The 13,594-nt window shown below is 66.1% G+C and carries 7 protein-coding genes; 5 read left to right on the forward strand and 2 right to left on the reverse strand.

The window, feature by feature from the left end:
- Nucleotides 1–37 precede the first annotated feature (37 nt).
- From murD to DYI42_RS15020, 5 genes are all read left to right on the forward strand, one after another.
- Entirely contained in the window at nt 38–1,441 is a 1,404-nt protein-coding gene (murD, locus tag DYI42_RS15000; protein ID WP_213546806.1) for a UDP-N-acetylmuramoyl-L-alanine--D-glutamate ligase, read from the forward strand.
- Nucleotides 1,442–1,781: 340 nt separating this feature from the next.
- The gene (locus DYI42_RS15005) at nt 1,782–5,474 is read left to right on the forward strand and encodes an Ig-like domain-containing protein (RefSeq protein WP_213546807.1); all 3,693 of its coding nucleotides are present in this window, start codon (nt 1,782–1,784) and stop codon (nt 5,472–5,474) included.
- A 109-nt stretch (nt 5,475–5,583) separates the two neighbouring features.
- Nucleotides 5,584–6,843 carry a TolC family protein gene (locus DYI42_RS15010; protein ID WP_213546808.1) on the forward strand — a complete coding sequence of 420 codons (1,260 nt, stop codon included), beginning with the start codon at nt 5,584–5,586 and terminating at the stop codon, nt 6,841–6,843.
- Nucleotides 6,840–9,110 carry an ATP-binding cassette domain-containing protein gene (locus DYI42_RS15015; protein ID WP_244867950.1) on the forward strand — a complete coding sequence of 757 codons (2,271 nt, stop codon included), beginning with the start codon at nt 6,840–6,842 and terminating at the stop codon, nt 9,108–9,110. The genes DYI42_RS15010 and DYI42_RS15015 overlap by 4 nt, the downstream gene beginning before the upstream one ends.
- Complete coding sequence (locus DYI42_RS15020) at nt 9,107–10,309, forward strand: HlyD family efflux transporter periplasmic adaptor subunit (protein WP_213546809.1); 1,203 nt, start codon at nt 9,107–9,109, stop codon at nt 10,307–10,309. The genes DYI42_RS15015 and DYI42_RS15020 overlap by 4 nt, the downstream gene beginning before the upstream one ends.
- On the opposite strand, the gene DYI42_RS15025 is transcribed toward DYI42_RS15020, so the two are convergent.
- Nucleotides 10,306–11,289: a hypothetical protein gene (locus DYI42_RS15025; protein WP_213546810.1), complete on the reverse strand. Its 984-nt coding sequence runs from the start codon at nt 11,287–11,289 to the stop codon at nt 10,306–10,308. The two genes, DYI42_RS15020 and DYI42_RS15025, sit on opposite strands and share 4 nt — an antisense overlap.
- A gap of 59 nt (nt 11,290–11,348) precedes the next feature.
- Nucleotides 11,349–13,574 (reverse strand): hypothetical protein, encoded by a 2,226-nt coding sequence (locus tag DYI42_RS15030; RefSeq protein WP_213546811.1) that lies wholly within the window; start codon nt 13,572–13,574, stop codon nt 11,349–11,351.
- Between the last annotated feature and the right edge of the window lie 20 nt (nt 13,575–13,594).

Genomic DNA, 13,594 nt, shown 5'->3' on the forward strand with positions numbered 1-13,594 from the left:
GATGTAGGCAGGGGCGAGGGCTTTTGGAGGCAGTGCGATGATCCCTGTGCGTGGGTTTGACGGAGCGGTCGTGGCGGTGCTCGGGTTGGGACGCTCGGGGCTGACGGCGGCGCGGGCGTTGGCTGCGGGCGGGGCCGAGGTGATTGGCTGGGACGATGGCGAGACGGGCCGGGCGAAGGCGGAGGCCGAAGGCATCGTATTGCGCGATTTGACGAAGCCGGGCGCTTTTGAGGGCGTTGCCTGCCTGGTGACCTCGCCGGGCATTCCGCACCTCTATCCGGCGCCCCATCCGGCCATCGCCGCTGCATACGCGGCGGGGGTGCCCGTGGACAACGACATCGGCCTGTTTTTCCGGTCTTTCGCCACCCCGGAATGGGACCGGTACGATGTTACTCCAAAGGTTGTGGCGGTGACCGGCTCCAACGGGAAGAGCACGACCTCGGCGCTGATCCACCACATTCTCAGCGAGTCAGGGCGCGAGGCGCAGCTTGCGGGGAACATCGGGCGAGGTGTTCTGGATATTGAGCCGGCAGGCGATGGCGGCGTGGTGGTGCTGGAGCTCTCAAGCTACCAGACCGACCTGGCGCGTGCGCTGACGCCGGATGTGGCCATTTTCACCAATCTCACGCCCGATCACCTCGACAGGCACGGTGGCATTGGGGGCTACTTTGCCGCCAAGCGCCGCCTCTTTGCGGAGGGTGGGCCGGACAGGGCGGTGATTGGCGTGGACGAACCGGAGGGGCTCTTTCTGGCCGGGCAGATGGCGGAGGGGCCGGGCGATGACAGGGTGATCCGCGTCAGTGCCGCGTCCAAGCTGAACGGTGCAGGCTGGAATATCTTTGCGCGCAAGGGCTTCCTCGCCGAGTGGCGAAAGGGGCGGCAGGTGGGCTCCGTGGATCTTCGAAACATCCCCGGGCTTCCTGGCGCACACAACCATCAGAACGCCTGCGCGGCTTACGCTGCCTGCCGAACTCTCGGCCTGGGACCGAAAGAAATTGAACGTGCGTTCAAAAGTTTCGAGGGGCTGCCGCACCGCTCGCAGCGGATCGCGGAGGCGGGCGGCGTTGCCTATGTGAATGACAGCAAGGCCACGAACGTCGACTCGGCCGCCAAGGCGCTCTCGGCGTTCAGCGCCATCCGGTGGATCTGTGGTGGACTTGAGAAGGAAGGCGGGCTCGATGGCCTGCGTGCCGGGCTGGCGAACGTGGTGAAGGCCTATGTGATCGGGCGCGAGGCCGAGGGCTTTGCAATGCGGCTCGGGTCGGATGTGGAGGCGGAAGTCTGTCACACGATGGAGGCCGCCGTGGCCCGTGCAGTCGCCGAAGCGCAGCCCGGCGAAACGGTGCTGCTGGCCCCAGCGGCGGCGAGTTTCGACCAGTACGATAGCTTTGAAAAGCGTGGTGACGACTTCGTCGAGAAGGTCCGCTCTGCCCTTGGGTAGCACCTCGGTTTTGCGCGGTCTGCTATTGACGATCCTCGCGAAGTGCCGGGTGAAAACGGGCTGGCCGCGTGCCGGATGAGACGCTATGCGCCCAGCCAGTCGGTGGTGCGGGGTAAGGGATGCCCATGCGGGCAGCGCAAGCCCTTGATTAGTTGTGGTTTGTCGGGTTCGACTCTTGCTCGACCTGCATCGGCGATTTTCCGCTTTGATTCTGCGAATCATCCTGTATATCTGGCAGCAAGAGTAGTGAGTGGCGCTCCCGCAACAAAATATGGGGCGTTTGCATATAATATATAATTGCACCGGCGCGTAAAATGTCGGGCGGAACGAGGCGGTTACGATGCAGGCGATTGAGTTCGTGGTCCGTGATGGTGCGGGCAACCTTTCCCATGGAACATTCGGAGATGACGGTGTCGGCACGCGGCTCAACGTGGGCGACGGGCGGCAGGTGTCTCTTCACCTCGGGGCTGGCGACGTGCGGGGCTACAGCCGAGATGGCGACGATTTGCTTGTCGAATTGCACGACGGATCGGTGATCCGGCTGGCGGGTTACTTTGACGGCGAGAACGCGCTTTATTTCTCCAAGGGCGGTGACTTCGTCACGGTGGAGCTGACACAGGGCGCCGACGACGATCTCTATGCGTTGTATGAGCCGGAGGCGAGTTGGGGCAAGTGGAGCCCGTCTGACGATCTGATCCACTACGATGAGCCGGAAGTGATGGCGGCCCAGTTCGACACCGGGCTGTTCGGTCTTGGGGGCATGGGGGGTGGCGTTGTGCCTGCGCTGGTGGGTGTGGGCGGCGTCATCACCGGTGTTGGCGGAGGAGATGGCGGCGGCGGTGGTGGCGGTCCGACATACGACGTGACGGTTGACCCTGGTGACTGGATCCTCGGCGGGGATGACGACCCGGATCCGAGCTTTCCGGTAACCGGCACTGGCGTGCCCGGTGTTGACGTGGTGGTGACGGCGGGCGACGTCACCCAGGTGGTCACCGTTGGCGACGATGGCACATGGGAGGTGGTCTTCACCGGCGACACGCTTCCCGAGGACGGTGACTATGTGGTGGAAGTGACCACCGAGGATCAGGGCGGCGGCGAGGTGGTGCTGACCGGCCCTGACGTGCTGATCGACACGGTCGCCCCCGAGGTGACATTTACCTCCGGCGTGGTCTCCACCGATGATTTCTTCAACGGTGACAGCCACGGCGATGGCGTGGCCGTCACCGGCACCTCCGAGCCGGGCGCGACGCTTATCGTGACTGTGGGCGGCGTTGCCGCCGAGCTGGTTGTGGGAGAGAGCGGCACATGGGAGGTCACCTTTGGCCCCGATGCCGCGCCCGAAGGCGAATATGAGGCCGATGTCAGCGTGTATGCCGTGGATGCGGTGGGCAACTCGGCGACCTATGGCGATGTGATCGTGGTGGACACGGTTGGCGGCGTCAGCTTTGACGATCTGTCCTTTGGCGGCGACTACACGATCAACGGCAGCGAGGCCGAGGGCAGCATCAGCTTTACCGGCACGACGCAGCCGGGCTCGACGGTGGTTATCAGCTTTGACGGCGCCGATTACCCGGCAACCGTGGCTGGCGATGGCAGCTGGACCCTTACCTTTGGCCCGGGCGAATTTCCGGGTGGCGAATACGAGGCCACGCTGGTTGCGACTGCGACCGATACCCATGGGAACGTGACCACGGCCAGCGGCAGCTGGACGGTGGACACGGTAACGAATGTGACGCTCACCCCGGGCTTTGCGGGCGCTGACGGCGTTATCAATGCCGAGGACCGCGATGGCGGCTTGCAGCTGACGGGCAGCACCCAGCCGGGCAACGTGGTCGAAGTGCAGATTGGCGATGCGACCTATGCCGCCACGGTCAGCGCGACCGGAAGCTGGAGCCTGACGCTGGCGCCGAGTGAGATCGCCGAAGGGGCCTATACCTCGCAGATTACCGTGACGGCGACGGATAGCGCCGGCAACGTGTTCAGCACCGGCGCGCCGCTGGTGGTGGATACGCTGGGCTTCGTAGAGTTTTCGGGCGACCCTGTCACCGCCGACGATGTGGTGAACGGGACCGAGGCTGGGCAGTCGATTTCGCTCACCGGCACCACGCTGCCGGGCTCTTCCGTCATGATCAGCATGAACGGGGCGAACTACCCTGCCGTTGTGGACGCGGGCGGCAACTGGGTTGTCACCTTTCCGCCGTCGAGCTTTCCGGCCGGGGAATACGACATGGCAATCAGCGCCACGGCGACCTCGCCCGCGGGCAACACATCTATGGCGACGACCACGGTGGATGTGGATACGCTGGGCTGGGTCACCATCTCGGGCGCGCCCGTGACCGCCGATGACGTGGTGAACGAAGTCGAAGCGGGCACTGGCGTCACCCTGACGGGCATGACCGAACCGGGTTCGACGGTGGAGGTCCAAGTGGGCAACGTGACCGTGCCCGCCGTCGTGGCCGCCGATGGGAGCTGGAGCGCGACTTTTGCAGGCGGGCGGATCCCGCCAGGCACATATCAGGCACCGGTGACCGTGACGGCGACCGATGCGGCGGGCAACAGCAGCCAGGCCACCGATACGCTGTCGATCGACACCGAAACCGGCGTGACCGTCAACACCCAGGTGGAAGGCGACGGCATCATCAACCAGGCCGAAGCCGCCGACGGCCTGATCCTGACCGGCACCGGCGAGCCAGGGGCGAGCGTTCAGGTCACCTTTGCTGGGGTCACCCGGCCTGCCGTGGTGGACGGCGCGGGTAACTGGCAGGTGGCGTATCTGCCCGGCGAGATCCCGGCGGGGGAGTCGATGGCGAATGTCTCCGTCACCGCGACGGACGCTGCGGGCAACACGGCGACGGCTTCAGGGCAGATCGAGGTGGATCGCGTAATCGACCTCACGCTCGATGGCCCCATCGCGGTGGATGACATCGTGAACGGAGTGGAGCAGGGGCAGGGCGTGACCCTCTCGGGCACGGTCGAGGTTGGCTCGACGGTAACGGCCAGCCTTGGCGGTATCACGCATACTGCTGTTGTTCTGGCCGATGGCAGCTGGTCCACCACCTTCGCTCCGCAGGAGATCCCGCAAGGCGACTATACCGCGAGCATCTCTGCCGTGGCGACCGATCCGGCGGGCAACATCGCGTCGATAACCGACTCCGTGAAGGTGGATACCTTCGTCGAGCCACTGACCATTGGCACCGTCGAGGGCGACGACACCGTGAATGCCGAAGAGCAGGCCGATGGTGTAACCTTCACCGGCACGGTGGAGCCCGGCTCCAGCGTGATCGTCAGCTTCGAGGGCACAACCCATGCGGCCGCCGTCGATGCGGCAGGCAACTGGACGGTGGCTTTTGCCGCAGGCGAGATTCCGACCGGAGAATACACCGCTGCGGCCACGGTGATGGCAACGGATGTGGCTGGCAATACCCGCACAGAAACTTCCGATGTGACGGTAGACACCGAGAACCCCGATGCGCCGGTGATCCTCAGCTTCCGCCAGGGAGGGACCGGGGTGCGCGAGATCGGCGTGGATCAGAATGAAGACATCATCGAAGTTCCGCAGATCGACGCCACGGGCAACGTCACACCGGTGGCCTACGACCTCGAGATCGACGAGGAATGGGGCGAGGTGATCTTCGACTTCAACGAGGCGATCCCTACCGGTTCCAACCTCGTTGTCACCTCCACCGATGCGGCGGGCAACCATGCGGGCACGCTCTTCGTGATGGAAGACCCGGGCAATTCGGTCGTGAACCTCGCCAACCCGGGCCTGACCCAATTCGACATTCAGGCGGTGGACCTCCAGTTTGCCTCCGAGGCCGAGCTGACGATTACCCCTGAGCAGCTGGCAGGGCTTTCCGGCTTCACCAATGAGCTGGTGATCCACGGTGGCGACGACGACATGATCTTTGCCGCGGGTGCGACGGCCACGGGCGAAACCCGGGTGATCGAAGGCGAAAGCTACGACGTGTACACCCTGGGCGAGGGCACGCTTGTCATCGACCACGACATTCAGGTGAACCCGGCGCTGGTGTGATCCCGTCAGCGAGGGGAAGAGGTTTCCGGGACGGCGCCCACTGAGAGGTGCCGCCCGGGCAGAGGCAGGGACAGGAGGCGTGATGCGCCCCGCGAGCGGAACCATAGTGATGAGCTGTGCCTTTTTGGCGCTGCTGTCGGGCTGCCTGGGCGGTGGCGATGCGGCCTCGCGCGCGGCGACGGATCAGGCCGCGCCCGTGCTGGGGCAGGCGGAGGCCTCCGAAAGCGTGGTGATTGCCGATCTGCTGCGCCGCCGCTCCGTGATCGTGCCGGGCAGCGCCTATGGCCGCGTCGCCGATGCGGTTCTGAAGGCCAATGCCCGTGCCGCCGAGGCTGAACTGCGCGCCGCAAAGCTGCGCGCTGTTGCCGCCGAGAAGAACTGGCTCCCCACAATTGGCCCGAGTGTCTCCCTGACCTCGCTGGGCGATATCGTCAGCTCCATCGTCCTCGATCAGGTGATCTGGCAGGGTGGGCGGAAGAAGGCGGAGCGGGCCTTCGCGGCCGCCGACGTCGAGCACGCCGCTGTTGTGTTGGCCGAAGATACCAACGCGCGGGTGCTCACCGCCCTGTCGCTCTATATCGCGGCCGAACAGGGCCGGGCCGAAACGGCTTTGGCAGCCGATGGGCTGGAGCGGATGCGGCACTTCGAGTGGGTGATTGAGCAACGGGTGAACGGCGGGGTCTCGGACCGTTCCGAGTTGGCAGTGATGCGCCAGAAACGGTCCGAGGTTGAGGCTGCTGGACATGCGGGGTTTGAGGCGGCTTCAACGGCGTTGGCGGAGCTGAACGCCATGTCTGCAAGTCCTTTGCATGACGTGCGAGGCCTGGGCGCCGTCAGCCAGCCCGGGGCCGGGCAGAAGGCACTTGGCGTCCTGAAGGCTGAGGCCGACAAGGCGCGGCTGGTGGCGCAGGCAACGGTTGAGCGGGCGGGCTACCTGCCCGGCGTCAGTGCGCAGGCGGATCTAAGCAATGGCGGCGGCGCCGTGAACGTCGGGTCCGAGAACGGGTTGGGTTTTGGAACGGGCGCGCGGATTCGGGCGATCAAAGCCGCCGAAGAGGGCGCAGAGGCCAAGTTGGGGCAAGCGCAGGAAGAAAGCGCCCGCCGCCTCGCAAGCCTTCGCCAGGAATTGGGTGCGACCGAGCGGCAAGCCGCAGAGCAGGCACGGCTCGCGGCTCAGGCTCGCCGCACCTACGAGATATTCGAGCAGCAGTATGACGGCGGCCAGCGCAAGGTGCTCGATGTGGTCAGCACCTTCGAGACCTGGCTCGACGCCGAAACGAAACGCATCGCCCTGACCCATCGTGCAGCGTTGACCCAGCTCAAGATTGCCGCGGAGCTGGGCGTGCTGGTGGACGGGAACCGCATATGAATGGCGCGCCGCGCACCTCGCTGAAACTGAAGATGAGCCGGGCGGGCATTCGCGGTGTCGTCGCGGGCGAGCGGGCCGTTGGTCGAGTTGAGCCGGTGGCCGCACCCGCGCCGCAGGCTGCGCCGCAGGGCAACTCGGCGCAGCTCAAGGCTCGCGCAGAGCTGGCCGCCACCTATGTCGGCGTTCTGGGCAAGACGGTACTGGGGCGAGACCTCGCAGAGGGCATTTCGCGCAGCGGCGGCGCTGACCGCCCGGTGACGGTGGAGGCTCTTGCAGGCGCCTTGAGCCATGCGGGCCTGCTCGTGGCGATACGTCGGAAGGCAGAACTGGAGCCCGCCACATGGCCTGCCATCGCCCAGATGAGCCATGGCCAGTTGGTGCTGGTGCTCTCGCAGCAAGGCGAAGAGCTGACAATTTACGATGAAACCGGCGCCGACAGGCGCGCGGTCGTGCCGCTCGCCGAATTTTTCCCCCACTACGCGGGCAAGGTGCTGGTGGCCGAGGTGCCCCTGGCGGAGGTGGCCGCCAACCACAATACCGGTGTGAAAAAGCCGCATTGGTTCTGGGGCGAGTTCCCCCGCTTTCGCCGCCATATCGCCGAAATCGCCATCGGTTCACTTGTCGCCAACCTGCTTGCCGTTTCGGTCGCCCTGTTTTCCCTCCAGGTGTATGACCGGGTGATCCCGCACCAGAGCATGGCCACCCTCTGGGTGCTGGCGCTGGGGGCGGGGCTTGCGATCATGCTCGAGGGGCTCCTCAAGCTCGCCCGCGCGCGGCTGATGGACGGCGGCGGACGAAGCATCGAGCTTTCCGTCCAGCGGCTGCTGATGAGCCGGGTGCTGGGGATGCGCTCCGATACGCGCGCGCGATCGCCCTCCGAGCTTTTCGCCACCATGCGCGAGTTCGGCTCCGTGCGCGAGTTCTTCACCGCCGGGACAATCGGCACGCTGACCGATCTGCCTTTCATCGGCCTCTTCCTGCTTCTGGTCGCCGCCATAGCCGGGCCGGTGGTTTGGGTGCTGATCCTGGGCGGCTTTCTGATGGTTTTGCCGGGGTACTTCCTCCAACGGCGAATGATTCAACTCACGCAAGAGACGCAGGGTGCCAACGTCAAGGCGGGCCGGGTGCTGCACGAGGCGATTTACGAGCTCGACACGATCAAGGCGCAGCGCGGCGAAGACCGGCTGATGCGGGCCTGGGACGAGCTGAACGCGCTGAGTTCCCTCAAGTCCGGCGAGCAGCGCAGGCTTTCGGCGGCACTCACTTTCTGGAGCCAGGGGGTGCAGCAGGCAACCTATGTGGCCGCCGTCGTGATGGGCACCTTCCTCGTGTTCTCTGGGGAGTTCACCGTGGGCACGATCATTGCCGTTGGTATTTTGACAAGCCGCACGCTCGCCCCCCTCAGCCAGCTGGCTGCCACCATGTCGCGCTGGTCGAATGTGAAGAACGCGCTTGCCGGGCTCGATGCCGTGGCCGAGGCGCAACAGGACGAGGCCGAGGGCCGCACGTATCTGCGTCGGGAGCGCCTGAAAGGCAGCTACAGCCTGCTCGGCACACGGTTTGCCTATGATGAGGAAAGCGCGCCGGTGCTCGATATCTCGGCTTTGCAGGTGAAGGCAGGTGACACGCTGGCGGTGCTTGGCTCGAACGGTTCGGGCAAGTCGACTCTCATGAAACTGCTCACCGGGCTCTATGCGCCCAGCGAGGGGCGGGTCATCCTGGATGGCACCGACATCGGCCAGATCGCCCCGGCCGACCTGCGGCGCGGCATCGGTTACCTCGCGCAGGATGTGCGGCTGGTGGCGGGCACGCTGCGCGACAACCTCAACATGCATTTGCTCGAGCGCGATGATGATCGCCTGCTCGCCGCGCTCGACTTCGCCGGGCTGGGCCAGTTCGTCCGTGCCCACCCCAAGGGGCTGGACCTCGACATTCGCGATGGCGGCGAAGGGCTGAGCACGGGGCAGCGGCAGGGCGTGGGCTGGGCGCGGCTCTGGCTGCAAGACCCGGGCGTGCTGCTGCTCGACGAACCCACGGCGGCCTTTGACCAAGCACTGGAGGCGCAGCTCGTCGCGCGGCTTTCGGAATGGCTTAAAGGGCGCACGGCGGTGATCGCCACGCATCGGCTCCCGATCCTGGGCCTCGCGTCCCGCATCCTCGTGTTGCAGCAGGGGCGGGTCGCCGTGGATGGCAGCCGTGACGAGGTGCTTGCTCATCTCAAGGCCACCGGCGCGGCCAAACGGAAGCCGCTGGGAGGCGTCGCATGAGCGTGTGGAGCGCACCCCGCCCCTCAGGAGGCACGGGCTTTGACGCCCAACTGGAAACACGTCTGAACCGTCCATCGCGCCTGATCTGGACGGTCGTGGCCTCCGTGATCGTATTTTTGCTCTGGGCGGGCTTTGCGAAGGTCGACGAGATCGTGCGCGCCCCGGCAGAGCTGGTCTCCGCCTCGCGCCCCCAGATCATCCAGAACCTCGAGGGTGGTATTCTGGCCGAACTGGCCGTGACAGAGGGCGACGAAGTGGCGCCGGGCGACGTGCTGGCCCGGCTTCAGGGGACCGGCTTCCAGACCAATGTCGATGACATTCGCGACAAGATCACCGCGCTGGAAATTCGCCGCCTGCGGCTGGAGGCGGAACTGGGCGGGCTCTTCGACTTTGCCGTGCCGGATGAGCTTGCCGCCCGCAGCCCCGAGATCGTGGCCTCCGAACGTGCATTACTGGCCGCCCGGCAGGCCGATTACGCCGCCCGCGCCGATGGGGCCCGCGCCGTGATGGAACAGGCAGAAGAAGAGAACCGGCTGATGGAGCGGATGCTGGAGCAGAAGGTGGTTGCGCTCATCGAGGTCACGCGCACCCGGAAGGCCGCATCGGATGCCCGCGCCCGCCATGACGAGGTGGTGAGCCAGGCCGAACTGCGCCGCGCCGACGAATATGCCGAAGTGCTCAAGGAACTGGCCAGCCTGCGGCAACAACTTCGCATCAGTGCCGACCAGCTTGCTCGGACGGAAATTCGCTCGCCGATGAAAGGGATCGTCAACAAAATAAGCGTCAGCACCATTGGCGGCGTGGTGCGTCCCGGAGAGGAGATCTTGCAGATCGTGCCGCTGGGCGATGAACTCTTCGTGGAGGCACAGGTGAAGCCGCGTGACATTGCAACTGTCCGACCCGGCCAGCCTGCGACCATCAAGCTCTCGGCCTATGACTACACCATCTACGGCGCAATGAAGGGCGAAGTGCATTTCGTGTCCGCCGACACCTTCAAGGACGAACGTCGCCCGGACGCACAGGCTCACTACAAGGTGGTGTTGAAGATCGACGAGGCCGCCCGCACCGCGCGGCAAGCTGTCATTGAGATGCGACCAGGGTTGGTTGCCGAGGTCGAGCTGCACACTGGCGAGAAGACAATTCTCAGCTACCTGACGAAGCCGCTCAACAAGGCGAGCGAGGCCTTCCGCGAGCCCTAAGCCATCGTGGCTTCCCAGGCCTCGAGCGTTCCGGTCGGCGGGGGGGCATCTGGCATGCGGGCCATCTCGGTGTTGCCCGCATGCGAGACCAACCCCACGATCCCTTCTGCCAGCAGGCGGGCACCGAGCGGGCCAAGCCGCCCGCCTGTCGCCAGCAACGCCTTCTCCCGCCAAAGGTAAAACCAGAGCGGGGTGCGCTTGTGCAGGTCATGCTCCACCAGAACGGCGCCCGCCTGGCCCCGGTTCAGGTCGGCCCTTTCCAGCCGGGGCAGCATGGGAAACCGGCTCGCGCGCGGCGCGTCAGCCTGGCGCAAGGCGGTCAGAACGCCCTGCGCAGTCGGGATGTTGAACCAGTAGTTCAGGGCCAGGTGCCGGGAGGACGGCTGCCGGAACGGCGCGGCGGAAAGCAGGGCCACACCGAACTCCAGCGGCAGCACCGGCCCTCCCGGTGTGCCGGTAAAGAGAGGTGCCCCGTCCTCGCGCACCGCGGCGAGCATGGGCGCGTCGCAGAGCAGCGGCAACAGGCGGTTGAGCAGCAGCCATTGCAGCGCCTTGGCCGGATCCGGCAGGGCGGCAAGCGCCTCGCCCAAACGGGCAGCGGGCCTGGGCAGCACCGGGTCGGGCCGCGGAGCCAGGGCATGGGCCTGCACGAGGTACCTCGTCATCGTTTCGCGATCGAACGGCAGCAACACGTCACTGGAGAAATCCGGGGGCACGACGCGGGATCGCTCTGTCGTCGCAAAGCAGAGCGCGGCCTGTGCGGCCAGGGGAACGAGGCCCAGGGCCTCTGGCAGGGTGCCACTGGCGGCCAGCTCTTCGTTGTCCATGGCCTCTCCGAGCCGGGTCAGCCGCTGGTTGAGCCCGAGGCGTTCCTCGAATGCCGCATCGGGAAAGAAATAGCCCGGGTGAAGCGCATCGTCGGGTGCGCTATCGGTGTCGGGGCGTGGGCCGACGTCTCCATTGGCGAGACAGATCTTCAACGTAACAGTCCTTCAACTGGCCCGAGCTTCCGCGCCCGGGCCGATCCTTCCACTTGTGGCTATCGCTGCCCAGACACACCACTCGTCTGGGGCGGCAAGGCGCGAGGTCCGAGCCTCGAAATGTGGTCGGCTTCCGCCCCGCCGGGCCAGAGCGCCGGCCCCGGTGGGGAGAGGCCGAGGAACCTGTCTGCGAGATAACGGGCGTACTGCGGCGCGGCAACGGAGCTTCCGTTCATCGGCATCCGGCTGCCTGAGGCCGCGCCCGCGCCGATCACGCCAGGGCAGGCCAGGGAGCGATCGCCCTCTGCCGAGGCATCCGGCTGCCGCATGTGCGGCGCGGCGGCTGCAGCGTAAAGGGCCGCCGAGCGGCCTGGCTGGGCTGTGAGCGGCGCGTAGCCCGGAGCGCCGGGCAGGTCGCCAAGGGCAGCAAAGCCAGTGCTCAGCCGATCGGAGCGCGTCATGCTGGGGCCGACGACCTTGCTGGCCCGCCCGGTGGCGATACCGTTGAGGCTGCCGATGCGGGTGACCATCGACGGGCCGCTATCGTAAACCGCGACACCGCCCATCGCATCCCACCTTTGGTGGGCCGGGTCATCGAAATAGCTTTGTCGCCCCTGCCTGCGGTAGCCAAGCGGGGCATCGTCGCGCTGGATCCACGCTTCGATATGCTCGCCCTCCGATACCCGCGCGCGCAGCTCCACCTGCCACAGGCCCGAGGGTGCGGGCTGACGGGTCACAGAGGCGGGCATGCAGGAAGGTGCCAGCGCAATCAGCACGCGCTTCTTGCGGGCGATCCCATCAAAAATTTTTTGCCCCTTCTGCCGGTCAAGCGAGATCCGTCCGATCACGGCGGTCGGGTCGCTGGCGGGGTGGATCACCACCGCCTGGTTGGCGCTGAGGCCGGTGACGCGGGTGGACGTGCCGCCGGGCGGAGTCAGCCAGAGTTCCACGCCCGCCGCCGTGCGCGGCATCCAGATTTCCAGAAAATTGGAGCTTTCGTCGCCTGGCTGCACCCGCCAGGGCAGCGTGAGCGCAGTCTTGACCGTGCGCCCCTCTGCGCCGCCCGTTGTTTCGGCGTGGCCCCGTGCGAGAAGGCGATTGCCCGAGGGCAGGACCACCTCCACCTCGGCCCGGCCGGGCTTGGTTGGAAACTGTCGCGCCAGTCGCTCGATGTGCGCCTGTACCAGAGTGTCGATGGCGCGCTCCAGAAAATGCAGCCCGTTGTGGGGGCCGCCCGAGAGCGAATAGGAGAAGTTGATGACCACCGGGATCGGGAAGCCCTCGGCCAGCGACATGATCCAGGCGCGGTCGAGAATATGCGCGGCACCCGCCAGCACGAAGGGCGACATGAAGGCGCCGGAGGTGGCCATTGTCACCGCAGCAGGCAGCTGGACAGTGAGGATTCGCAGATGATCCGGCCCATCGCCACCCGCAAGCGAGGCCACGTGGGTGCCGTGGCTCAATCGCTGGGCCACGGTGTGCACGCCCGCGCGGGTGAAATCGCCAAGGCCGAGCGCCGCGAGGCGGTCGATCTCGGGTTTTGGCCCCGCTGCAAGCGCGCCGTCGATCTCGGCCTTGGTCAGCTCCCGGCCAAAAGGCACGGTCGTGCTGCCCGTAGGGGCGGCGGCATCCTGCACCCATGCAAAATCCACCCGCGTGCCACCGGCTGCCTCGCGGAAGGCGCTGTGGAGCGGGTTGATCCCATCGTCGATGACCCCAACGATTGTGGTCGTCGCTTCGGGCAGGCCCTGTGCCGTGTATTCCATGGTGCGCGGTGCATCGGCGGGCAGGGAGATCTTCCGCAGGGGCGCACGGAAGCGGAGCGTATCGCGTGACGCCCTACGGGCCTGGTCTTCGGCCTCCTCTTCCTCGGCCGCGGCAATTTCGGCCTCTGCATCGAGATCCTGCGCCACCGCCAGCCGCTTCGTGCCGCCTTCAGCCGGAGCGAGCTGGCTGAAGCTGTTCTCCACCGGATCGAAGGGCGCGATGGACTGGAAGGTGCCCTGCGCACTCTCAGTGTTTCCATCGATGTTGACGGACCTGGTGAGCAGGACAACATCGGTCTCACCCTCTATCCGGAAGGGCTCTGGCAGGTCTTCGATGTCACCGGCCTGCATGGTGTCGACCGTGAACATGTAGCGAAAGTCCTGAGGGTCATCGCGGTCTTCGGTCGCGGTCAGGTCGAAATCTAGTGCGTAGCGTAGCGACCAGGCCGAATAGGGATCGAAGGTGGCGGTAACGCCGTCCGGGTCGTCCTCGGGGGTGAAGGTGAGCGTGTCGGGCATGGCGTGGGCCTTTGTTGAGA

Source organism: Vannielia litorea, from assembly GCF_018424695.1.
Classification (GTDB): domain Bacteria; phylum Pseudomonadota; class Alphaproteobacteria; order Rhodobacterales; family Rhodobacteraceae; genus Vannielia; species Vannielia litorea_A.

What these genes read in the sequence shown, in the direction of transcription:
- DYI42_RS15020 (WP_213546809.1), top strand. Translation starts at nt 9,107, where the DNA reads ATGAGCGTGTGGAGCGCACCCCGCCCCTCAGGAGGCACGGGCTTTGAC.
- DYI42_RS15030 (WP_213546811.1), bottom strand. Translation starts at nt 13,574, where the DNA reads ATGCCCGACACGCTCACCTTCACCCCCGAGGACGACCCGGACGGCGTT.
- murD (WP_213546806.1), top strand. Translation starts at nt 38, where the DNA reads ATGATCCCTGTGCGTGGGTTTGACGGAGCGGTCGTGGCGGTGCTCGGG.
- DYI42_RS15005 (WP_213546807.1), top strand. Translation starts at nt 1,782, where the DNA reads ATGCAGGCGATTGAGTTCGTGGTCCGTGATGGTGCGGGCAACCTTTCC.
- DYI42_RS15010 (WP_213546808.1), top strand. Translation starts at nt 5,584, where the DNA reads ATGAGCTGTGCCTTTTTGGCGCTGCTGTCGGGCTGCCTGGGCGGTGGC.
- DYI42_RS15015 (WP_244867950.1), top strand. Translation starts at nt 6,840, where the DNA reads ATGAATGGCGCGCCGCGCACCTCGCTGAAACTGAAGATGAGCCGGGCG.